Here is a 19,852-nt window from a genome sequence, read left to right as displayed (position 1 = left end):
ACCTCACTCAACAGGCAATGATCCCGCCCGCGTCGGCCGCGCTCTCAACGCGCGGAATGGAAGTCAGGCTCGCTCGTTCGGATCAGCGCGCCGCATGCCTGGCCAGCGCGTGCTCGATCAGCACGTCGATGGTTTGGCTGTAGCCGATGCCTGTTGCCGCCAGCGCCTTGGCGTACATCGAGATGTCGGTGAATCCGGGAATGGTGTTGACCTCGTTGACGAGCAGGCTGCCATCGGCGCGCAGAAAGAAATCGACGCGCGCCATGGCTTCGCAGCCAAGCGCCTGGAATGCCCGCCGCGCCATATCCCTGGCCTTCTCGGCCACATCGGCCGGGACATCGGCGGGCACCTTGACCAGCGCGCCGTCGGCATCGAGATATTTGGCCTCATAGGTGTAGAAGCCATGCTTGCCGGCCGGAATGATCTCGCCGGGCAGCGACACCGTCAGCGACCCGTCGGCGCGCTCCAGCACCGAGAACTCGATCTCGCGACCCTCGACGAATTCCTCGATCAACACTTTGCGGTCGTAGCGGAAAGCCGTGTCGATGGCCTGCTCGAAGCCGTCCCTGTCATTCACCTTGCTGACCCCGAAGGACGAGCCCTGGCGCGCCGGCTTGGCGAAGAACGGCAGGCTGAGCATCCCGGCAATCTCCTGGAAGGAATGCTTGCCGTTTCGATGCACGGTGACGGAGCGGGCAACCGCCAATCCCGCCTCGCGCATCAGCCGCTTGGCGACATCCTTGTCCATGGCGGCGGCCGAGGCGAGGATGCCGCAGCCGACATAGGCGACATCGGCGACCTCGGCATAGCCCTGCACCGAGCCGTCCTCGCCGAACGGCCCGTGCAGCACCGGGAACACGACGTCGATGGGGGGCAGGTCAGGCTGCGTACCATCCCGCGACACGGCGACCAGCCAGCCCTTGCCGCCGGGCAACAATGCAACCTCCGGGCCGTCTTCGGATGCCGGCGCCCCTGCCGCGTCATCAAGTTGTTGCAGCAGCCATCTGCCGCTTCGCGAAATAGCGATCGGCACGATGTCGTAGCGCGTCCGGTCGATCGCCTTCAGCACATTGGCGGCCGAAAGGCGCGACACGTCATGCTCGGCCGAACGCCCGCCATAGAGGATGGCCACTCTTGTCTTACCGGTCATCGAAATCCCTCGACTGTCAAAAAATCAAATGGCGACGGCAATGCCGCGATTGGCGAAGAAGCGATCGAAATCGGCCGGCGCCAACACTGCGTCTGCCTGTGTGGCGGGGTCGTGGCCGGACGGGTTGTGAAAGCGGAAACCCTCGTCGGACGCCGCCGTGACCAGCACCAGATGACCGCCCTTCGAGGGCGGCTCGCGCTCGGGCCAGCGGATCGAACTGCTGACCGACGCGATGAAGAAGCGCGTCCGCTGCATGATCGCCGGAATCTCCGCCGTCGCGACATTGGTCACCACCTCGGCCCGGAGTCCAAAAACCTCTTTCACGAAGCTGACGAAGGGCGCGTAGATCAGCCCCTTGATCGATCCCCCGTTGACGACATAGCCGCCATATAAGGTGCAGCGCCTGGCAAGCTCGATCGTCGGCACGATCTCGCCGCGGCTGGCCAGGATCATCTTCAGGCACGCCATGCCGCAGATGTTGGCGGCCCAGACCGCATACTCATCGAGAGTTTCCGCGCCCGACCTCCGCCACAGCGGATCGCGCCTGAGCGCAACATCCGCGCCGTCGGCGAGGACGTCCAGCGTCAGGTCGGGCGTCTCCCACTGGCTGAAAAACGGCACGGTTTCAGGCAGCGGGTTCATGCGGTCTCCTCGGGCGGCTGGCTCCCTCTTGTATACGAGGATACGAGATAGATGAAAAGCCGCTTAGGCCCGTTTGGCGAGCCGTGCGCCGCCGCCTACTCGGCCTTCGCCCAACCGAATACCAGCCATGCATATTTCGTTTTTTCGTCGGGTTCGACAGTGTAGGTCATCTGCATGTCGCCGTCCTTGGCGTAGATATCCAGCCTGGGCGCCGTCTCCAGCTTGAGCCACGCCGAACTCTTGCTGAAGGACCAGGTTCCGCACCAGACGCAAGGCCCCGACGTCGGATCACCCGGCTGATGAAAATTGTAGCGGCCGTCCGCCGTGATCTCCAGATAGTCGAACGCCCCGTAAAACGCGGTCACCGTCTGCTGGAATTCATTGGCGGCCGCTTCCTGTTCCGGTGTCGGCGCATCCTTCATATCGCGCGGCGGCCGGATGGCCCCACCGTTCAGTTTCCATTTACCGACAAAATCCTTCTGGGTCGGAAGATATTCCTCCTGCGCCTGCGCCGATGAAACATAAGCAAAAGGTGATATACTTGTGAGGCCACCGGCCCCGATCGCAAATAAAAGCGTGGCGGCACAGATCGCCCTTGTTGGGTTTTGCATAAAAAATATATCTCCACGGGGGTAAGGGGAGTTTTATTGAGGATTTTGCAGCGCGCGTTGCTTCGATACCGATTCCCGCTCGCCATTTGCACGGTTAGCATCGTGGCCACCAATCTGGCAACGCAAAGCAGCCTCTCTCTCCAGCATCGCCCCATGCGCCCGCGATCCCGGCCGGCTGAATATCGGCAGCTTAGAAGGTGATCTTCACCGAAGCGGCGCTGCGACTATGGGGGCCGTGATGGACGGCCTCGATGTTGTTGCCATCGGGATCGAGCAGGAAGGCGGCGTAATAGCCGGGGTGATAGGGCCGTTCGCCCGGTGCGCCATTGTCCGTGCCGCCAGCCGCAAGCCCGGCCTTGTAGAAGACATCGACCATGGCGTGATCCCTTGCCTGGAAAGCCAGGTGATGGCGGCCGGTGAGTTTTCCCTGTGCGGCCCGGCTGTCGGCAGTGGAGACAAACAGCTCGTCGGCCCAGAAAAAGTCGGCGCCGCTGCCGCCAATCGGGACATCGAGCGCCTGCAGGACCGCCTCGTAGAAACGCCGGCTGGCCGCAAGGTCCCCGACCACCAGTTGGATGTGGTCGATGAGCCGGCCGCGATGCAATTCCTGGGTTTCCATGAAAACGCCTCCTCGTGTGGGTTCGAATTTAGGTTCGGACAGGGCGTCGTCAATGCGGATACTCCTTCCGTCCAGCAAACAAAGGCCCGCTGGGAGGGGATCCAGCGGGCCTTTGGAAAGCATGTCTAGCCTTCAGAGGTCTGAGGGGGGATCAGACCTGGTAAGAACCTTTGTTGGCCGCGGAGGTTCCACCCGAACAAAAAAATTGCCGATGGCCGGTCGAAACCGCGGAATTCGAGCGGTGGAGGCGATTTCTTTCGCGAGACCACTCTCAGTTTGGAACTTTCCGCTCGCAACCGGGTTTGGTGGCGCGGTGGGAGGAATTGCGATTGGATTGTTTTCAGAGGCTCGAAGCGCTTGTCGACAGCGCCGGTGTCGACGATATCGAGGAAGCAACCGCTCTGCTGCGCCGGTTCAAGGGCAGGTCGCGCGAGGTCGCGGCAGCCATAGATGAGTTCATGCTCGATTTCATGACGTTGGTCTTCGTCGTCGAAAACGGCGAAGAAGGTTTCGAAAAGCCGGTCCGCAAGCTCGCTCGCACCAGGCTTTCAAAGCTTGAGCGGCTGGTGACTGTAATGGCGGAGGCAAAGCCGGCTTCCGGCGCCGGCCTATCCCTTCAGGATGGCGGCTAGCCTGGGAATGCCTTCGCTCACCGCGCGCCGGTCGGCGAGCGTGAAGGACAGCCGCAGCGTGTTGCGCCCGGTGCCGTCGGCATAAAACGCGCTGCCCGGCACGAAGGCCACCCGCGCCTCCTTGACCGCCCGCGCCAGAAGCTCGGTGGCGTCGGCCCCTTCCGGCAGCGTCACCCAGACGAACATGCCGCCTTCCGGATGGCTCCAGGTCACGCCTTCCGGCATGTGGGCTTCCAGTGCAGAGAGCAGCCCGTCGCGGCGCTCGCGATAGGCGCCGATGAGTTTTTCTACCTGGCCGTCGAACACGGCTTCGGCGACGCGATGCATCACCACCTGGTTGATCGACGGGCTGTGCAGGTCGGAGGCCTGCTTCATCAGCACCAGCTTCTCGACGATTTGGCGCGGCGCGCACACCCAACCGACCCGCATGCCCGGCGACAGGATCTTCGAGAACGAGCCGCAATAGAGCGTGCGCGCCTTGTCGATACCGCCGGACCTGATGCAGTCGAGCGCCAGGATCGGCGGCTCGCCTTCGCCGTCATAGCGCAGCGCGCGATAGGCGGCATCCTCGATGACGGCGATGTCGAGTTCGCCGGCAAGGTCGAGCACCGCCTCGCGCTGCTCACGGTTCAGCGTGTTGCCGGTCGGGTTGGCGAAATCCGGCACCAGATAGGCGAACTTGGCCTTGCCGCCATTTGCAGCCGCCGCCGCGCGATAGGCATCGGGCGTCATGTTGCCGCCGGCCGGGGTCAGCCGATCGTAGCGAGGCTCATAGGCGTTGAAAGCCTGCAGCGCGCCCAGATAGGTCGGCCACGTCACCAGCGCGGTATCGCCCGGCGACAGGAACAGTTTGCCGAGATAATCCAGCGCCTGCTGCGAGCCGGAGGTTATGAAGATGTTGGCCTCGTCACAGGCGACGCCGAGCTTGCCCATCTGCCCGGCGAGCCAGCGCCGCAACGGCAGATAGCCTTCCGAGACCTGGTACTGCAGCGCCGCACCCGCCTCGGCGCCGCCGAGCACCGAAGCATAGGCGTCGCGGATCGCCTCGGCCGGGAACAGCGCGGGATCGGGAATACCGCCGGCGAACGAGATTATGTCTGGCTGGTCGAGCAGCTTCAGGAGCTCGCGGATTTCGGACGCTTTCATGCGCGATGAGCGCGAGGCCAACAGATTCATAAGGGTCACGACACGCCTCCCCAGACGCTGCAATATAGGTCAACTTGACTGACCTATATCCCCTCTTGGTCGCGAGTTGAAGTATGCCTGAACGATTTCCCGAATGCGCCAGCGGTGGCGCGATGCTCGAACGCCGCGAGCCGTTCCACAAAAAGTGTGCAGCCGCCCGCCTATAGGCTCTTCTTGTAGCCGAGATGGCTACCGGTAAAGCCGAGGCTTTCGTAAAAGCGGTGCGCGTCCGCCCGCCCCTTGTCGGTGGTTAACTGGACGAGGCTGCAGCCCCGCGCCCGGCACGCGTCGATCGCCCATTCGGTCATCAGCCTGCCGACGCCCCCCGAGCGACGGTGGCCGGCAACCCGAACCGCCTCGATCTGCCCGCGCCACGCGCCCTTGCGCGACAGGCCCGCAAGGAAAGATATCTGCAAGGTGCCGATCACCTCGCCGCCATCCACGGCCACCACCAGCAACTGATTGGGATCGGCGTCGATGGCGTTGAAAGCGTCGATATAGCCTTGTGCCAGCGGCAAGGAGGCGTCCTCGCGGCCGGCGCCAAGCGGATCGTCGGCCAGCATCGCGACGATATCAGGCAGGTCGGAGGCCTGCGCACGGCGGAAGGTGATCATGGTGTCGAGATATCGCGAGGCGGCGGCAGCGGCAAGATTTGAATACGCTCCCACTAGGCGCTGGCTAAACTTTGCCCTCATACGCTCGCTGCGCCCGCGTCAGCGCCTCATCGAGCCTCGCACCCTCGGCATATCTAGCCAGGTTTTGCGGCCGCACCGTCCCAGGCAGCAGCCTCGGACACGGCTCGGCGGCGCCGACCACCATCCGCACCGGGATGACGCCGGCCCACACCGGATGCCCGTAATCCTCCTCGTCGTCGGCGACGCCCTTAGCGCGCACCTTGGCCGATGCCTCTTCGATGCGCATGCCGATCACCGTCGTCGCCTTGGCCTCCTGCACCGAGATCGGCCGCAGGGTCTCGCTCCGGCCGGGGTAGAAGCGGTCGACGACGCCGGCCAGCGCCTTCAGTTTCTCATCAGGCTCATCGATGATCCGCGCCGTGCCGAAACACATCGCCGAGCGGTAATTGGCGGAATGGTTGAAGCCCGAGCGCGCCAGCACCAGCCCGTCGAGATGCGACACCGTGAGACAGGCCAGCGTGCCGCCGCGCAGATTGCGCAGCATGCGGCTGGCCGACGAGCCGTGCCAGTAGAGCATGTCGTCCTCGCGCCAGTGGATGGTCGGCGTGCAATAGGGCTGGCCGTCGAACGTATAGGCGACATGGCACAGCAGCCCGGCATCCAGCACCGCGAAGACTGCCGCATGGTCGTAGCTGCCGCGCTCGTGCAGGCGCTTGACACGGTTGCGGCTGGTGGTCGGAAAGCTGGCTGGCGTGTCGTTCACGGCTTGCATCCTTGGTTGTTGTCTGCCAACCATGCGCCATGACATTGGTTGATAAAAGAACCAATCTGATGAAGAAAACCAGACCAATTTTCCGGATTGGTCGGCGCTGATCCCGGTCCTGCCGGGCGACGGCCCGCGCAGCCGCGAACTATATGCGGCGCTGCGGCGGCTGATCGAGACCGGCGCGCTGGCCGCCGGGGCCAAACTGCCGACCACCCGGGATCTCGCACAGCGCTTCGGCCTGTCGCGTTCGGCGGCGGTTGCCTGTTTCGAAATCCTGATCTCGGAGGGGTTTGCGGTTGCCAAGGTCGGCGCCGGCACCTTCGTCGCGCCTGACGTGCCGCATCTGCCGACAGCACTGGTCAAGCCGCGTCCGCCGGAGATCGACGCGGCGACCTCGCTGCCTTGCGGCCTTGGCGTGGCGGTGTCGGATCCGCGCACGCTCGATATGTTTCGCATCCTGTTGTCGCGCCACCTCGCCCGCCCCGGGCCGGAGCATTTCCGCTATGGCGACCCGCGCGGCGGCCTGCCGCTGCGCACGGCAATTGCAACTTATCTCAGGACCGCACGCGGCGTGCGCTGCGACGCCGGCCAGATCGTGCTGACTTCGGGCACGCAGCAGGGGCTGGATCTTCTGGTGCGTGCCGCGCTCAGCCCCGGCGATGCCGTCTGGATCGAAAACCCCTGTTACCCGATGGCGCAGGCCGTGCTGGCCGGCAGCGGCGCCAGGGTTTTTGGGGTACCGGTCGACGCGGAAGGGCTCGATCCCGAGATCGGCGAAAGCCTGTGCTCCAAGGCGCGCGCGGCCTATGTCACGCCCTCGCATCAATATCCGCTCGGCGTGACGATGACGATGCGCCGCCGTCTCGCTTTGCTCGACTGGGCGCGGCGCAACGATGCCTGGATCATCGAGGACGACTACGACAGCGAGTTCCGCTATGCCGGCCCACCGCTGACCTCGCTGCAGGGCATGGACGGTTCAGGCCGTGTCGCCTATCTCGGCACCTTCTCGAAAATCCTCTTCCCCGGCCTGCGCATCGGCTATGTCGTGGTGCCCGAAGCGCTGCTCGATGCCGTGATGGCGGTCAGGGCGCGCTCCGACCGCTTCCCCTCGACGCTGGCCGAAGGCGCGCTGACCGACCTGTTGAACGAAGGCCATTTCGCCGCCCATCTCAGGCGCGTGCGCCGCCGCGTCCAGGCCGCGCGCGACGTGCTGGTCGCCGGCCTCGAGGCGCATTGCGGCGATGCCCTCGAAGTAACCGTGCCCGAACAGGGGTTGCATTTGATGGCGACGCTGAAGCGCGCCGGGCCTGACACCGCGATCGTCGAGGCGGCGAAGGCGGCGGGTGTCGGCGCCAGGGCCTTGTCCTCGATGTTCATCGGCGGGGCGCCCCGGCAAGGTCTGGTGCTGGGTTTTTCGGGGTTTTCGGATGAGGAATTGAGGGCCGCGACGGCGCGACTGGGTGGGGTGGTTCGGCAGCAAGCCCGGTGAGCCAACGAGAACCGCCTCATTCCTGCGCCGGCATCGAACTGTAGAACCCCTCAATCCCCATCCGCTGGCCCGGCCTTGCCGCACTGCGCCAGCACCTTGCCGATGGCCGCGCTCGACCCCTTCAGTGGAAAGCTGATCTCGCCATATTTGGCCGCACTGACGCTGACATCGCCCTTCCCGCGCAACAGGTCGAGCAATGGATCGGCTTTCGCCAGGTTGACCACGAAGTAATTGTACATGGCCTCGAGCTGCAGCGTCCTGGTCACCGTCTTGCCGTCGGCCTTGAACGCGAACGAACCGCTGATGCCAGGTTCCAGCTGCTGGCCGGTGGCACCGAGATCGTAGCTCAGCACCGGCGTGTCGAAACAGGTGAGCATCAGATGCGCATCGCCTTTCGGCCCGCCGCAGACCGAAGACGTCAGCACGCTGCCGCCCTCGTCTTCCTCCATCTTCGCACTCCAGCCGTTGCACGACGCGGCAAACGCCGGCTGCGCGGCCTGCAGGACCGCAACCGCACCGACGACGACGAGATGTCCAGCTCTCATGACTCCCCCCAATTGACTGCCTCCAGGGCATTTGCAGCGCCCGTCGGCAGCATATAGGAAAAGCGATCCGATGGCATGCCCGTTGCGGCAACCAGTCCTGTTTCGCGGAGAGTTGGATTGAAAGCCTGCGTTCGCCTGTGTCTGTCCTTTGTTGCCCTGCTGGCCTTGCCGCTCATCGCTCATGCCGAGTGGAAGCCGGTCGAGAAGATCGAGCCCTACGCGATCTCGGGCCGGTCCGGCGCCGAACTCTACCGCTCGATCGGCGAGAAAGGGCCAAAGCTCGGCATTGCCCGTGCCATCGCCTACACCAATTTCAAGCTGACCTGGGGGTTAAGGGACTACCGGCCCAGGGGCAAGGACTGCGTGCTGACGGCCGGGCGGCCGAAGCTGATCGTCACCTACACCTTGCCAAAACCCTCCGGCTCCCTGCCGCCCGCCGTCCAGAAGAACTGGGAAACCTTCATCGCCGGCGTCGCCGCCCATGAGAAGGTGCATGGCGCCAGCATGGTCCAGATGGTCCACGATATCCAAGCCGCTACGGACGGCCTGACCGTCGCCGACGATCCCAAATGCAGCAAGACAAGGGCCGAGGTGGTCAAGCGGCTCGACGCGATTTCGAAGGCGCGTGTGCAGGCAAGCCGAGATTTCGACCGCGTCGAATTCGGCGATGGCGGCAATTTGCAGAAACTGGTTTTTTCGCTCGTGACCGGCCCCTGACTGGCGCAGCCTCCAATCCGAAGTTGGCGGCAGTGCTATCTCGACCGCTGGCGCCCGCGCTCTCCGCCGCTTCGCCCCAGCTCACCGCGTTTCCGCACTCGCCCGCAGCTCCGCGCGCTTCTCGTCCGATACCACTGCCAGATCCAGCACCTGCTGCAATTCGGCGGCATGGCGGAAGGACGGTTCGGCTTGCACGCCGGATCGCACTGCGTCAGTGAAACGCTGGTAGTTGGTCGGCACCGTGCCGGCGTCGAGCTCTTCCCATATAGCGTTCTCGACGTTTTCGCCGATGCAGGCCTTGAGCGTCGAACCATCGAGATTGTGCACCACTTCGATGCCCCCCTTCTCGCCATAGATGCGCAGACGCAGCTCGTTGAGATGGCCTGTTGCCCAGCGGCTGGCATGCACCACGCCGAAGGCGCCGTTGGAAAAGTCCAGCGTCATGGCGAAGCTGTCATTGGCGTCGAGCCCGTAGTCGCCGATGCGGTTGCCGGGCGCCTTGTCGAAGGCGCGCAGCCGGCAGAAGACATGGTCGATGTCGACCGCGGCGCCATAGCTGGCGAAATCGAGGATGTGGATGCCGACATCGCCAAGCACGCCATTCGAGCCGTGGCCGCGCGACAGGCGCCACAGCCATTTCGGATCGGTGCGCCAGTCGCCCCAGAATTTCGACACCAGCCAACTTTGCAGATAGGACGCCTCGACATGCCTGACCATGCCGATTTCGCCCGCCAGCACCATCTGGCGAGCCTTCTGCAGCGCGGCGACATTGCGATAGGTCAGGTTCACCATGTTGACGATGCCGGCAGCCTCGGCGGCATCGGCCATCTCGGTCGCCTTGGCGAAGTCTTCGGCCAGCGGCTTCTCGCACAGCACCGGCTTGCCGGCGGCGATCAGCGCCATGGTGGTCGGGTGATGGATGCGGTCGGGCGTGACATTGGCCACCGCGTCGAACTCACCCCATGCCAGCGCCTCCTCCAGCGCGGTGAAGCGGTTGGGAATGTCAAAGCTGTCGGCGAACTCGCCGACCCGCGCCAGATCGACATCGACCGCGCCGACAATGTCGACGCCCTCGATGGCGATGAAGCGCCGCGCATGTTCCTGCGCCATCCAGCCGGTGCCGAGTATCAAAAGCCGCATTCTTTGCTCCTTGGGGTGAGATGCCGGAGTCCCCCTCCGATCGACGCCCTCAAATAGCGCGGATAATGCCGCCGTCGACCCGGATGTTCTGGCCGGTGATATAGCCGGCGCCTTCCGAAGCCAGGAAGGCGATGGTCGCGGCGATCTCTTCCGAGGTGCCGTAGCGCTGCATCGGCACGCTGTCGCGGCGCTCCTCGGTGGCCGGCAGGCTGTCGATCCAGCCGGGCAGCACATTGTTCATGCGTACATTGTCAGCGGCATAGGTGTTGGCGAAGATCTTGGTGTAGGCGGCAAGCCCGGCGCGGAACACGGCGGACGTCGGGAACATCGGGCTCGGCTCGACCACCCAGGCGGTCGAGATGTTGATGATGGCGCCGCCCTTCTGCTTGACCATCTGCGGCGCCACGATGCGCACCGGACGGATGACGTTCAGCAGATAGACATCCATGCCGGTGTGCCATTGCTCGTCGGTGATTTCGAGGATCGGCGCGCGCGGCCCGTGGCCGCCGCTGTTGACCAGCACGTCGATGCGGCCAAAGCGCTCCAGCGTCAGATCGACGAGGCGCTGTAAATCTTCATTGGATTGGTTGGAGCCGGTGACGCCGAGCCCGCCCAATTCCCCAGCCAGCGCCTCGCCCTTTCCGGAAGACGAAAGGATGGCGACCTTGAAGCCGTCCGCCGCCAGCCGCTTGGCCGCCGCCGCACCCATGCCGCTGCCGCCGGCCACCACCACAGCTACTTTTTCTACACTCATCGGATTTTCCTCTCAGGGTTGGCGGGCACCGCAAACGGTGTTTTCGGGAGTTGAACGTCGATATAGCTGGTTTTCCACACCGGTTCGAACCAGAATGCTTGAAATCAACCTGTAGAAAAACTCCTGCATGCCTGAAGCCTTCCTCAGCCTGCCGCCATTGAATGCACTGCGCGCCTTCGAAGCCTCGGCGCGTCATCTCAACTTCCGCATCGCCGCCGAAGAGCTGAACGTCACCCAAGGGGCGGTCGCCCAGCACATTCGCGGGTTGGAAGCCGATCTCGGCACAAAGCTGTTCGAGCGGCTGCCGCGCGGCCTGGCGCTGACCGATGAGGGCCGCGCCTATGTGCCCAACATCCGCCGCGCCTTCGACCTGATCTCGGAGGCGACGCTGCTGTTGCGCCCCGAACCGGCACGGCTGACGATCAGCGTGACGCCGAGCTTCGCCACCAAATGGCTGATCCCGAGGCTGCACGACTTCGTCGTGCACAATCCGCTGGTCGATCTGCGCGTGCTGGCCAGCGAGAGCCTGTCGAGCTTTCAGGCCGATGGCGTCGACATCGCGGTCAGGCAAGGCCGCCCGCCCTTCGGCGCTGGGCTGATCGTCGACCTGCTGTTTCCCCAGCAGATCGTCGCCGTCTGCAGCCCGGCCTTGCTGCTGGAAGGTGTTGCTGAAATCGCAGCCTCCGAAATCCAGCACCATGTGCTGCTGCACGATGCCCACAATCTGTGGCCGGAATTCATGGAGAAAGCGGTCGGCCTGAAGATGACGACCGAATTGAAACGGATGCGCTTCAACCAGACGGGCCTCGCCATCGACGCGGCCGTCGCCGGCCAGGGCATTGCGCTGGCCAGCCGCTTCCTCGTCGCCGCTGATCTCGCCACGGGCCGCCTGGTTCAGCCCGTCAGCGGCGAAATGCGCGGCACGCAGGATTTTTATGTCGTGATGCCGAGAAAACAGCGCCACCCCGAGCCGACGCAGGCCGTGCGGCAATGGTTGCTGGATGCCGGAGAAAGGCCGTCGGTCTAGATCGGCAGCAGGGCGTCGGGCTTCACATTGGCGATCGAGGCGTAGGTGTGCGTTTCCCGCACCCCGGGCAGCGGCAGGATGACCCGCTGCAAAAAATCCTGGAACATCGCCATGTCGGCGATGCGCGCCTTGACCAGATAGTCGAAGCCGCCGACCACCATGTGGCATTCGATGATCTCGGGCGCCCGCAGAACCGCCTCGGCGAAGCGGTCGAAGACATGCGGCGCCGTGTGGTCGAGCCGCACCTCGATGAAGACGAGCTGCGCCTGCCCGATCCGAGCAGGATCGAGCACCGCGCGCACGGCGCGGATGAAGCCTTCGGCGAACAGCCGCTTGACGCGCTGCGTCGCCCCGGTCGGCGACAGGCCGACCCGCCGCGCCAGATCGAGCGTCGTGCGGCGGCCGTCCTCCTGCAACAAACGCAGCAGCGAGCGGTCGATACGGTCGAGATCGTCCATTTCAGGATTCACGCTTTGTGAGCCGGGCACGCGTGATAGTCACGCCAAAATAACGAAAACAGCATATTTCATCACGCTGATAGATCGCAATACCGTTGTCGTGCAACCCATAACGAAAGCGGATTCCATGACATCAGCGATATCGACCTCCCGCAGCGCCCAGGCCAAGGGTGACACGCCCGTACTCATCCTGAGCGAGGCCGAGGTGAAAACCTGCATCGACCTGCGCCAGCTTCTCGACGTGCTCGCCGGCGGCTTCAAGGCCTTGTCCGGCGGCAAGGTGGTCAATCCGGCACGGCCGCAGCTCGACATTCCGCAGGTCGGCTATTCGCTGGCGATGTCGGCATGGATGGCAGGCATGCATCTGACGGTGAAGATCGTCAACGTCTTCGAGGGCAACGTCGCCAGAGGCATCCCCAGCCACCTCGCCACCATCCATCTGTTCGATCCGCAGACCGGCATGCCGGTCTGCGTCATGGACGGCACCTACATCACCGCCGTGCGCACCTCCGGCTCCGCCGTGCTCTCGGTGCGTGAACTCGCCCGCCGCGACGCCAAGGTCGCGACGGTGGTCGGCGCCGGTGTGCAGGCCGGCCAGCATCTCAATCTTCTGCCGCTGGTGCGCGACTTCACCGAGATCCGCGTCGTCTCGAAGGAATTCGCCGATGCGCAGGCGCTTGCCGCGCAGCATCCCGGCGTCGTCGCCGTCGCCGATATCGAGGCCGCGGTGCGTTCGTCCGACGTCGTCTGCCTGGCAACGCATTCCTATGCGCCGGTGATCTCGGCCGACTGGGTGCGGCCCGGCACTCACATCTCATCGGTCGGCGTCGCCCCGCCCGGCGGCGAACTGCCGGTCGAGCTTATCGGCAGGGCCAGCCTGTTCGTCGAGACCAGGGAGGCCTTTGCCCCGACGCCGGTCGGCTCCTGCGAACTCGCTGACCTCGATCCGCAAACCGGAACCGAGCTCGGCGACATGCTGCTCGGGCGGCGGCCGGGACGGGTTAGCGCCGATCAGGTCACCGTCTACAAGGCCATGGGCGTTGCTATGGAGGACATGGTGGCGGCCGATCTCGCCTATCGCGAGGCGGTTCGGCGGGGAATGGGGCGCGTGGTTGCGATGTAGTGGGGGCTCAATTGTCGAAGCCAGCGCCGCCCGTCAATAGGATCGTCCTTCTCCCCGTTTACAGCAGGGCTATCGCATATGGATTCTTGCGAGGAAGAACCCCCACCCTAACCCTCCCACAACGGGGAGGGAACGCTGCCGCGTGCCTTCCATTCTTCTTGGCGCCGAAAGACAGGCGATTCTCCTGGGTCAGCGCCAACGGAAGTCTCCCTCCCCCTTGTGGGGAGGGGTTAGGGGTGGGGGTCCGTGCCGGGCAGACATCTCAGGAATTCCATATGCGATAGCCCTGCCACAAGTGGGGGAGATCGGCAGTTGCGCCGCCGCGCTTCTGCTCCTACCGCCCAGCGGTGCCCGCCATCGCCACAAAGGCGCTCTCGATGGTCTCGAACGTCAGCTCCGGATAGAGCGCGCCGGCTTCCGGCGTGGCCGTTTCGAGCGCCGTCTCACCGCGTATCCAAAACGCCCGCAGCAGTCCGAGCCAGGGGGCTGATGCGATCATCGCCTCAAGCTCCGCCGCACTCTGGGGCACGATGCGCGGCGAGCGGCCGCTCACCCGGCGCCACAGATCGATCATTTCGTTCTGGGTGATCTCGTTCTGGGCGATGCGGATCTCGCTGCGGATGGCACTGGGGTCGTTCAACGCGCGCAAGGTGACGGCGGCGATGTCCTTCTCGCTGACAAACGTCGCCGGCACATTGCCGTCGCCATAAAGCGTCACCTCTTCGGACGGCAAGGGCGACGAGCCGAAGCGCATCAGGTCGCCCAGCGTCGTCACCCAGGTCGAGAAGAAGCCGTTGGTGTAGATCACCGTATAGGGCAGATCCGCTTGCCTGATCGCGTCGAACACGGCTCGCTTGAGGTCGAGCGGCGGAACCGAGCCCGGTGCAGCGGCGGCAAAGTCGAGGCCGAAGCCGGCGGAAGGTACATAGCGGGAGACGCCGGCATCTCTGAGCGCGCGCACCAGCGTCATCTCGCTGGCCGAATCCACATGCACCGAGCTGATGACGCGATCCACCGCACCGGCGGCGCGGACAAGGCTGTCATAGTCGTCGAGATCGCCGACATGGATTTTGGCGCCGAGCTCCTTCAGCGAACGCAGCCGTTCTTCATTACCGGCTGTTGCCGGACGAACCAGAACGTGCAGGCGATCGCCATTGCCTGCGCTGGCCTTCGCCATCTCGCCACCCAGCAGCCCCGTCGCGCCGATGATCAGGGTGCTGGTCATATCGCCCTCCCATTGCGCAGGATGGAACCGTCCCAGTCGCGCTCGAAGCCGATGTCGTGCAAGCGAGGATTCGAGAAGCGTGAAACTCGGCGAAGCACCCGGCGGCGCTCGACGACTGCAGCGGTTCTGAGTGCAAGACCGCTCATCGCGGCGCCGATGGATTCGAAGGTCGGGTTCATTGTCCGTCTCCTGTATTTGCCTAGGCGCAAGCGTGCCGACGCCGTCCGCGGAGGACGAGCATGACGATTGCTCACACTGTTTCTGGTCGTTCAGCGCAACGGTGAGATGGAGAATCCGATCTGCATGCGCTGCTACACCAACAGATTGAACATTTCTGGGCTGGACGACAAACGACTCTTTGTGCAGGATTTGTGAGCAACGCTCACAGGTGGATCATGCCGCGCAAACTACCGCCCCTCACTGCCCTGCCCGCCTTCGAGGCCGCCGCCAGGCATCTGAGTTTCTCCAAGGCGGCGGCTGAACTCAACGTCACCCATGGCGCGGTCAGCCGCGCAATCCGCAACATCGAGGACAGGCTGGGCATCCAGCTTTTCGATCGGGGAACGCGGTCCGTTCGCCTGACGCCGGTGGGCGCCGCCTATGCATCGGAAGTCAGGACGGCGCTGGACCAGATCGCCGCCGCCACCATCGCCGCCACGCCCGACCGCACGACAGGCATCCTGAATGTCAGCACTTCGGACGGTTTTGCCGGCCGCTGGCTGGTGCCGAGGCTGCATCGTTTCCACCGCGCCAACGCCGATATCGACGTGCGGCTGTCGACCTCCGGCGTGCTTTCCGATTTCGTCAGCGACGGCATCGACATCGCCATCCGCTACGGCAAGGGCGGCTATGCCGGAGTGACAGCGGAATTTCTCGCCGATGAAGAGGTCTTCCCCGTTTGCAGCCCGGAACTGCTGCAAGGCGAACATCCGCTGCGCTTGCCGGCGGATCTCAGGCATCACAAATTGATCCATGATGCCTTTCGCATCGATTGGGCGACATGGCTGCAACATGCCGGCGTGGCAGATGTCGATCCGAAGCGCGGCGTGCGCTTCGATTCCGCCACCTTCGCCGTCGAGGCCGCGGTGCATGGCGAAGGCGTGCTGCTCGGCCGAAGCGCGCTGGTCTCGGCCGACCTTGCGGCGGGGCGGCTGGTTCGTCCCTTCGATCTCGCGTTGAAATCCGCCTCGCGCTACTATGTCGTCTACCGCGACGGCGCGCTGCGCCAGAAAAAGATCAGGGCGTTCCGCGACTGGCTGTTTGCCGAAGTGGCGGCCGACTGGATTGGCGCGACGAAGGGCGATTGAAGCGGAGGTCTACGCTTGCAAACCCAAGCGCTGCAGCGCCGCGCAGACCCCCACCCCGCTGCTTCGCATCGACCCTCCCCACAAGGGGGAGGGTGAGGAAGGCGCCCTGCCCGCCTGCCGAACAGCGCCTTTTTTGGAAATGCGGAAAAGCTGGGCTCCCTACCTCCCCCTTGTGGGGAGGTCGGACCGGAGGTCCGGGTGGGGGTTCTGGCGCAAACTTTACTAGACTGGAGTTCCTCGCCTCACGAAGTCGGGAGAGGAGGTCGGCCCGGCACTACTCCTTTGCGCGAAAAACTTCCGGCACGACGAACACTTCGTCGGCCCGGCCATAGCCGCCGTCGGCGACCTCCTCCACCAGCACCATCGTGAAGGGGCGCGCACCCTCGCCGAAAAAGTCGACGAACATGGCTGTCGTTCGATGGATGAGGTCTTCCTTCTGCGCCCTGGAGAGCGCTGCTTGCGGTAACTTGATGTTGGCGAATGGCATGATCTTTTCCTTTCTGTGGAGTTTCAGGTTCGGGGTGGAGCGGTCGGCGACGCCTCAGACGACGCCGCCATTGGCGCGGATGATTTGTCCGTTGACCCAGAAGCTGTCCGGTCCGGCGAGGAACGAGACCAGCCCGGCAATGTCGTCGGGCTGGCCAAGCCGGCCGAGCGGGATCATCTTGCCGATGGCCTCGATCTGCGCCTCGCTCTTGCCGTCCGTGAACAGGGCGGTCTCGATCGGCCCGGGCGCCACCGCGTTGACGGTGACACGGCGCGCGCCAAGCTCCTTGGCCAGGATGTGGGTCATCGCCTCGACGCCGGCCTTGGTGGCGGCATAGACGCCATAGCCCGGCTGGTAGAGGCCAACGACGCTGCTGGAGAAGTTGACGATGCGGCCGCCGTCGCGAAGCCGGCGCGCGCCTTCCCGCATGCCGCGGAACACGCCGCCGAGATTGATCGCGATCTGCGTGTCGAACGAAGCATCGTCGGTCTGCGCCATCGGCGACATCTTCATGACGCCGGCATTGTTGACGAGGATGTCGATGCCGCCGAACGCCTTCTCGCCGGCGTCGAACAGCGCTGCGATCCCATTCGGATCGGCGATATCGGCCTGAACGGCGATCGCCTTGCCGCCGCCGGCTTCGATGCTGCGCACAAGCTCTTCGGCCTCGGCGCGGCCCCGTGCATAGTTGACGACGACGGCGACGCCGTCGCGGGCGAGCCGCTGTGCGATGGCGGCGCCGATGCCTTTGGAGGCGCCGGTCACGATCGCGGTTCTGGTTTGGCCACCCGTATCTGTTTGATTGGATGTCATGGAAGTCTCTCCGTGTGTTGGTGACACGGATATAGGTCGGGCGGCTTTCCGGATAATCAGCCACCTATTGACATCACTATTCGGAAACTGCGAACAAAGGCCATGGATCGACTGGACACGATGCGGCTCTTCGTTCGCGTTCTGGAGCGGCGCAGCTTCACCGCTGCCGCAGCCGATCTCGGCCTGCCGCGTTCAACGGCGACGGAAGCCATCCGGCGACTGGAAGAGCATCTCGGCGCGCGGCTTCTGGAACGAACGACGCGGCAGGTGAACGCCACCCAGGACGGCGAAGCCTACTATCGGCGCTGCCTGTCGATCCTGGCCGAAATCGAGGATGCCGAAGCCGCCTTCCGCAATGCGGAGCCCTTCGGGCTGCTGCGCATCGACGCCAGCACGCTGCTCACCCGCACATTCCTGTTGCCGCGCCTGCCGGAGTTCCTCGACCGCTATGCCAGAATCGACCTGCAGATCGGCCAAAGCGACCGGCTGGTCGATCTCGAGCGTGAAGGCGTCGACTGTGTCATCCGCGTCGGCGAGCTACCCGACAGCGGCATGATCATGCGGCGGCTGGCTGTCATCCGCGAGATCACCTGCGCCAGCCCTGGCTATCTCGAACGCCACGGCACGCCCGCCTCCCCCGATGCGCTCGACGGTCACCAGGCGGTGGGCTTTGTTTCGTCGCGCACTGGCGAGACCCTTCCGTTCGAATTCACCGTCGCCGGCAATATCCGTGAGGTGCGGCTGCCAGGCCGCGTCGCCGCCAACAATTCCGACACCGCCGCCGATCTGGCGCGGCTTGGCCTCGGCCTCATCCAGGCGCCGCGCTATCGCTTCGAAAAGGATCTGGCGGATGGGACGCTCGTCGAGGTGCTGGTCGACTATCCGCCATCGCCAACGCCGCTGTCGGCGCTCTACCCGCAGAACCGTCAGCTCTCGCCACGCCTGCGCGTCTTCCTCGACTGGGCCTCGCGCATCTTCGCCGAGGCCGATCTCTAGGGCGCAAAAACGCCCGCTCCCGGTCAATTCGGTTTTGCAAACCCGGCCAGGGACGCATAGCCGCGTACCACGCTCTTGCGTTCTTCGCGCGAAGCGACGGCGTCGATGTCATCAAAGCCATGCGGCGCCCGGGCCTCGACCAAGTCTATGACCGCTTCCGGCCCGCCTTGCCGATTGGCCAGCACGATGGCCGATGTGGCCGGCCGCCGCTCCCCATCATATCGCGCGAGCGCGGCTTCGACGGTTGGTCCCGCGGCCAGATGCATCGCGAGGCAACCGGCGTCGAGTATTGCCTGGCTGGCTCCGTTCGACCCGACCGGATACATGGGATGCGCCGCATCGCCGAGCAGCGTCACCCGCCCGAACGACCATCGCGGCAGCGGGTCGCGGTCGCAGTTCGGATATTCGTAGAAGCCATCCGTTGCCTGGATGATCGAGGCAGGGTCGACAAAATCAAGCTGAAACCGGTCGCGCACGAAGGGCAGCACATCGTCGATCACGCCCGGGCGGCTCCAGTCGCCGGGACGCAGCGGTGATGTGCCGCTATCACCGGTATTGGCCATCACCGCCCAGTTTGTCAGCCTGGTCTCCGGCTCTTCGCGATCCGGTTCGATCGGATAATACACGAACTTGGCGAAATTGCCGCCGGCAACCGCCATGGTGCGCCCGTCGCGCCAGACCGGCCATGGCGTGGCGCCGCGCCACAGCATCGTGCCGTTCCAGATCGGCGGCCCTTCTTCGGGATAGAGCACGGCCCGGACGGCGGAATGGATCCCGTCAGCGCCTATGAGCAGGTCGCCATGCGCCTCGCCTCGCGAGCCGTCATGCCGGCGGAAATGCGCCACGACCCCGCCTTCGCTCTGCTCGAAGGCATCGACAAGGCTTGCCGTATTGATGATGTCGCCGCCAAGCCTGTTCACCACGGCCCTGTGGATCAGCCCCAGCAGTCTGCCGCGATGAATGCTGATTTGCGGAACCTCATAGCCGGCATCGATGCCGCGCAATTCCTGCCATACGATCTGGCCGAAGCGGTTGGTGTAGACAAGCTCGCGTGTCCTCACCCCCTCCGCGTCGAGCGCCGGCATCAGCCCAAGCCCGGCCAACTCCTTGACAGCGTGCGGGAGCATGTTGATGCCGACGCCAAGTTCGCGGATGTCGTCGGCCCGCTCGAACAGTTCGACCTCGATGCCTGCCTCATGCAGGAACAGAGCAGTGGTGAGGCCGCCGATGCCGGCCCCGGCGATCAATGCTTTCATCAGTCACTCCCTTGCTGTGAAAAATCGGTGCTCGGAAGACGGCCACACACCCGCCGTCGCTTCAGCACGGCATCGTCACCGCGATGCGCCCGACCCGGGATATTCGAGTTGCATGGCGACGAAGTCGGCCGTGCGGGCACCGTGGCTGGCGCTAGCAAGCGCCCTGTGGGCCAGTTGGCGTAGCAATCCGTGCTCCGCCACGACAAGGCCGGCGGCACCGGCACTGCTCCACAACGCAAGTCGCCAACTCATGGGGTCCGATCTCCAGATGGCTT

General features: G+C 64.6%; 24 protein-coding genes. 7 read left to right on the top strand and 17 right to left on the bottom strand.

Going from position 1 to position 19,852, the window contains the following annotated elements:
• Positions 1–82: 82 nt before the first annotated feature.
• The 4 genes from EOA19_RS20060 to EOA19_RS20045 all read right to left on the bottom strand — a co-directional run bounded on the left by EOA19_RS20060 (position 83) and on the right by EOA19_RS20045 (position 3,022).
• Positions 83–1,150: a D-alanine--D-alanine ligase family protein gene (locus tag EOA19_RS20060; protein WP_128304596.1), complete on the bottom strand. Its 1,068-nt coding sequence runs from the start codon at positions 1,148–1,150 to the stop codon at positions 83–85.
• A 24-nt stretch (positions 1,151–1,174) separates the two neighbouring features.
• Positions 1,175–1,792 (bottom strand): C39 family peptidase, encoded by a 618-nt coding sequence (locus tag EOA19_RS20055; RefSeq protein ID WP_128304595.1) that lies wholly within the window; start codon positions 1,790–1,792, stop codon positions 1,175–1,177.
• Between the two features lie 95 nt (positions 1,793–1,887).
• Positions 1,888–2,403: a hypothetical protein gene (locus EOA19_RS20050; RefSeq protein ID WP_128304594.1), complete on the bottom strand. Its 516-nt coding sequence runs from the start codon at positions 2,401–2,403 to the stop codon at positions 1,888–1,890.
• Positions 2,404–2,593: 190 nt separating this feature from the next.
• Entirely contained in the window at positions 2,594–3,022 is a 429-nt protein-coding gene (locus EOA19_RS20045) for a VOC family protein (RefSeq protein ID WP_128304593.1), read from the bottom strand.
• Positions 3,023–3,351: 329 nt separating this feature from the next.
• On the opposite strand from EOA19_RS20045, the gene EOA19_RS20040 reads away from it, so the two are divergent.
• On the top strand, positions 3,352–3,654 hold the full coding sequence (locus tag EOA19_RS20040; RefSeq protein WP_245273301.1) for a hypothetical protein: 303 nt from the start codon (positions 3,352–3,354) through the stop codon (positions 3,652–3,654).
• On the opposite strand, the gene EOA19_RS20035 is transcribed toward EOA19_RS20040, so the two are convergent.
• From EOA19_RS20035 to EOA19_RS20025, 3 genes are all read right to left on the bottom strand, one after another.
• Complete coding sequence (locus EOA19_RS20035) at positions 3,631–4,830, bottom strand: PLP-dependent aminotransferase family protein (protein WP_031213765.1); 1,200 nt, start codon at positions 4,828–4,830, stop codon at positions 3,631–3,633. The genes EOA19_RS20040 and EOA19_RS20035 overlap by 24 nt on opposite strands.
• Before the next feature lie 170 nt (positions 4,831–5,000).
• Complete coding sequence (locus EOA19_RS20030; protein WP_128304592.1) at positions 5,001–5,453, bottom strand: GNAT family N-acetyltransferase; 453 nt, start codon at positions 5,451–5,453, stop codon at positions 5,001–5,003.
• A gap of 64 nt (positions 5,454–5,517) precedes the next feature.
• Positions 5,518–6,270: a pyridoxamine 5'-phosphate oxidase family protein gene (locus EOA19_RS20025; protein WP_164892969.1), complete on the bottom strand. Its 753-nt coding sequence runs from the start codon at positions 6,268–6,270 to the stop codon at positions 5,518–5,520.
• A 73-nt stretch (positions 6,271–6,343) separates the two neighbouring features.
• Between EOA19_RS20025 and EOA19_RS20020 the strand changes: the two genes are divergently transcribed.
• Positions 6,344–7,729 (top strand): PLP-dependent aminotransferase family protein, encoded by a 1,386-nt coding sequence (locus EOA19_RS20020; RefSeq protein ID WP_128304590.1) that lies wholly within the window; start codon positions 6,344–6,346, stop codon positions 7,727–7,729.
• 50 nt (positions 7,730–7,779) lie between these two features.
• On the opposite strand, the gene EOA19_RS20015 is transcribed toward EOA19_RS20020, so the two are convergent.
• Positions 7,780–8,274, bottom strand: coding sequence for a hypothetical protein (locus tag EOA19_RS20015; RefSeq protein ID WP_245486222.1), 495 nt, complete (start codon positions 8,272–8,274; stop codon positions 7,780–7,782).
• A gap of 117 nt (positions 8,275–8,391) precedes the next feature.
• Here EOA19_RS20015 and EOA19_RS20010 point away from each other — a divergent pair, with 117 nt between their 5' ends.
• Positions 8,392–8,991, top strand: coding sequence for a DUF922 domain-containing Zn-dependent protease (locus EOA19_RS20010; protein WP_128304589.1), 600 nt, complete (start codon positions 8,392–8,394; stop codon positions 8,989–8,991).
• Between the two features lie 81 nt (positions 8,992–9,072).
• On the opposite strand, the gene EOA19_RS20005 is transcribed toward EOA19_RS20010, so the two are convergent.
• Together EOA19_RS20005 and EOA19_RS20000 are read right to left on the bottom strand one after the other, a co-directional pair.
• Complete coding sequence (locus EOA19_RS20005) at positions 9,073–10,131, bottom strand: Gfo/Idh/MocA family oxidoreductase (protein ID WP_128304588.1); 1,059 nt, start codon at positions 10,129–10,131, stop codon at positions 9,073–9,075.
• A gap of 49 nt (positions 10,132–10,180) precedes the next feature.
• Entirely contained in the window at positions 10,181–10,885 is a 705-nt protein-coding gene (locus EOA19_RS20000; protein WP_023813851.1) for an SDR family oxidoreductase, read from the bottom strand.
• Positions 10,886–11,012: 127 nt separating this feature from the next.
• Between EOA19_RS20000 and EOA19_RS19995 the strand changes: the two genes are divergently transcribed.
• A complete protein-coding gene (locus tag EOA19_RS19995; protein ID WP_128304587.1) occupies positions 11,013–11,912 on the top strand; it encodes a LysR substrate-binding domain-containing protein in 900 nt (299 codons plus the stop codon).
• Here the strand turns inward: EOA19_RS19995 and EOA19_RS19990 are convergent.
• On the bottom strand, positions 11,909–12,370 hold the full coding sequence (locus EOA19_RS19990) for an Lrp/AsnC ligand binding domain-containing protein (RefSeq protein ID WP_023813853.1): 462 nt from the start codon (positions 12,368–12,370) through the stop codon (positions 11,909–11,911). The two genes, EOA19_RS19995 and EOA19_RS19990, sit on opposite strands and share 4 nt — an antisense overlap.
• A gap of 127 nt (positions 12,371–12,497) precedes the next feature.
• Here EOA19_RS19990 and EOA19_RS19985 point away from each other — a divergent pair, with 127 nt between their 5' ends.
• Complete coding sequence (locus EOA19_RS19985) at positions 12,498–13,493, top strand: ornithine cyclodeaminase family protein (RefSeq protein ID WP_023813854.1); 996 nt, start codon at positions 12,498–12,500, stop codon at positions 13,491–13,493.
• Positions 13,494–13,827: 334 nt separating this feature from the next.
• Here EOA19_RS19985 and EOA19_RS19980 read toward each other — a convergent pair whose 3' ends face one another.
• Both EOA19_RS19980 and EOA19_RS19975 read right to left on the bottom strand, forming a co-directional pair.
• Complete coding sequence (locus EOA19_RS19980; protein WP_128304586.1) at positions 13,828–14,718, bottom strand: NmrA family NAD(P)-binding protein; 891 nt, start codon at positions 14,716–14,718, stop codon at positions 13,828–13,830.
• Positions 14,715–14,897: a DUF1127 domain-containing protein gene (locus EOA19_RS19975; RefSeq protein ID WP_128304585.1), complete on the bottom strand. Its 183-nt coding sequence runs from the start codon at positions 14,895–14,897 to the stop codon at positions 14,715–14,717. The genes EOA19_RS19980 and EOA19_RS19975 overlap by 4 nt, the downstream gene beginning before the upstream one ends.
• Positions 14,898–15,113: 216 nt before the next feature.
• Here EOA19_RS19975 and EOA19_RS19970 point away from each other — a divergent pair, with 216 nt between their 5' ends.
• Positions 15,114–16,025 carry a transcriptional regulator GcvA gene (locus EOA19_RS19970; protein ID WP_128304584.1) on the top strand — a complete coding sequence of 304 codons (912 nt, stop codon included), beginning with the start codon at positions 15,114–15,116 and terminating at the stop codon, positions 16,023–16,025.
• A gap of 274 nt (positions 16,026–16,299) precedes the next feature.
• On the opposite strand, the gene EOA19_RS19965 is transcribed toward EOA19_RS19970, so the two are convergent.
• Together EOA19_RS19965 and EOA19_RS19960 are read right to left on the bottom strand one after the other, a co-directional pair.
• Complete coding sequence (locus EOA19_RS19965) at positions 16,300–16,512, bottom strand: 4-oxalocrotonate tautomerase family protein (protein ID WP_023813355.1); 213 nt, start codon at positions 16,510–16,512, stop codon at positions 16,300–16,302.
• 54 nt (positions 16,513–16,566) lie between these two features.
• A complete protein-coding gene (locus tag EOA19_RS19960; RefSeq protein ID WP_023813354.1) occupies positions 16,567–17,325 on the bottom strand; it encodes an SDR family oxidoreductase in 759 nt (252 codons plus the stop codon).
• A 102-nt stretch (positions 17,326–17,427) separates the two neighbouring features.
• On the opposite strand from EOA19_RS19960, the gene EOA19_RS19955 reads away from it, so the two are divergent.
• A complete protein-coding gene (locus EOA19_RS19955; protein ID WP_128304583.1) occupies positions 17,428–18,321 on the top strand; it encodes a LysR family transcriptional regulator in 894 nt (297 codons plus the stop codon).
• Between the two features lie 23 nt (positions 18,322–18,344).
• On the opposite strand, the gene EOA19_RS19950 is transcribed toward EOA19_RS19955, so the two are convergent.
• Positions 18,345–19,577, bottom strand: coding sequence for a flavin-dependent oxidoreductase (locus EOA19_RS19950; protein ID WP_128304582.1), 1,233 nt, complete (start codon positions 19,575–19,577; stop codon positions 18,345–18,347).
• A gap of 75 nt (positions 19,578–19,652) precedes the next feature.
• Positions 19,653–19,829, bottom strand: a complete 177-nt coding sequence (locus tag EOA19_RS35285) for a hypothetical protein (protein WP_023813351.1) — start codon at positions 19,827–19,829, stop codon at positions 19,653–19,655.
• Between the last annotated feature and the right edge of the window lie 23 nt (positions 19,830–19,852).

The sequence above is a fragment of the Mesorhizobium sp. M7A.F.Ca.US.010.02.1.1 genome (genome assembly GCF_004023085.1).
Lineage (GTDB): Bacteria > Pseudomonadota > Alphaproteobacteria > Rhizobiales > Rhizobiaceae > Mesorhizobium.
Note: the sequence above shows the minus strand (reverse complement) of the source record. Positions and strands in the feature narration are given on the sequence as shown.

Coding starts and splice junctions, on each gene's coding strand:
- EOA19_RS20005 (WP_128304588.1), bottom strand. CDS start 10,131: ATGCGGCTTTTGATACTCGGCACCGGCTGGATGGCGCAGGAACATGCG.
- EOA19_RS19990 (WP_023813853.1), bottom strand. CDS start 12,370: ATGGACGATCTCGACCGTATCGACCGCTCGCTGCTGCGTTTGTTGCAG.
- EOA19_RS19960 (WP_023813354.1), bottom strand. CDS start 17,325: ATGACATCCAATCAAACAGATACGGGTGGCCAAACCAGAACCGCGATC.
- EOA19_RS35285 (WP_023813351.1), bottom strand. CDS start 19,829: ATGAGTTGGCGACTTGCGTTGTGGAGCAGTGCCGGTGCCGCCGGCCTT.
- EOA19_RS20000 (WP_023813851.1), bottom strand. CDS start 10,885: ATGAGTGTAGAAAAAGTAGCTGTGGTGGTGGCCGGCGGCAGCGGCATG.
- EOA19_RS20060 (WP_128304596.1), bottom strand. CDS start 1,150: ATGACCGGTAAGACAAGAGTGGCCATCCTCTATGGCGGGCGTTCGGCC.
- EOA19_RS19950 (WP_128304582.1), bottom strand. CDS start 19,577: ATGAAAGCATTGATCGCCGGGGCCGGCATCGGCGGCCTCACCACTGCT.
- EOA19_RS20055 (WP_128304595.1), bottom strand. CDS start 1,792: ATGAACCCGCTGCCTGAAACCGTGCCGTTTTTCAGCCAGTGGGAGACG.
- EOA19_RS20045 (WP_128304593.1), bottom strand. CDS start 3,022: ATGGAAACCCAGGAATTGCATCGCGGCCGGCTCATCGACCACATCCAA.
- EOA19_RS19955 (WP_128304583.1), top strand. CDS start 17,428: ATGGATCGACTGGACACGATGCGGCTCTTCGTTCGCGTTCTGGAGCGG.
- EOA19_RS20025 (WP_164892969.1), bottom strand. CDS start 6,270: ATGGTTGGCAGACAACAACCAAGGATGCAAGCCGTGAACGACACGCCA.
- EOA19_RS19980 (WP_128304586.1), bottom strand. CDS start 14,718: ATGACCAGCACCCTGATCATCGGCGCGACGGGGCTGCTGGGTGGCGAG.
- EOA19_RS19970 (WP_128304584.1), top strand. CDS start 15,114: ATGCCGCGCAAACTACCGCCCCTCACTGCCCTGCCCGCCTTCGAGGCC.
- EOA19_RS19995 (WP_128304587.1), top strand. CDS start 11,013: ATGCCTGAAGCCTTCCTCAGCCTGCCGCCATTGAATGCACTGCGCGCC.
- EOA19_RS19965 (WP_023813355.1), bottom strand. CDS start 16,512: ATGCCATTCGCCAACATCAAGTTACCGCAAGCAGCGCTCTCCAGGGCG.
- EOA19_RS20015 (WP_245486222.1), bottom strand. CDS start 8,274: ATGAGAGCTGGACATCTCGTCGTCGTCGGTGCGGTTGCGGTCCTGCAG.
- EOA19_RS20030 (WP_128304592.1), bottom strand. CDS start 5,453: ATGATCACCTTCCGCCGTGCGCAGGCCTCCGACCTGCCTGATATCGTC.
- EOA19_RS20050 (WP_128304594.1), bottom strand. CDS start 2,403: ATGCAAAACCCAACAAGGGCGATCTGTGCCGCCACGCTTTTATTTGCG.
- EOA19_RS19985 (WP_023813854.1), top strand. CDS start 12,498: ATGACATCAGCGATATCGACCTCCCGCAGCGCCCAGGCCAAGGGTGAC.
- EOA19_RS20035 (WP_031213765.1), bottom strand. CDS start 4,830: ATGAATCTGTTGGCCTCGCGCTCATCGCGCATGAAAGCGTCCGAAATC.
- EOA19_RS19975 (WP_128304585.1), bottom strand. CDS start 14,897: ATGAACCCGACCTTCGAATCCATCGGCGCCGCGATGAGCGGTCTTGCA.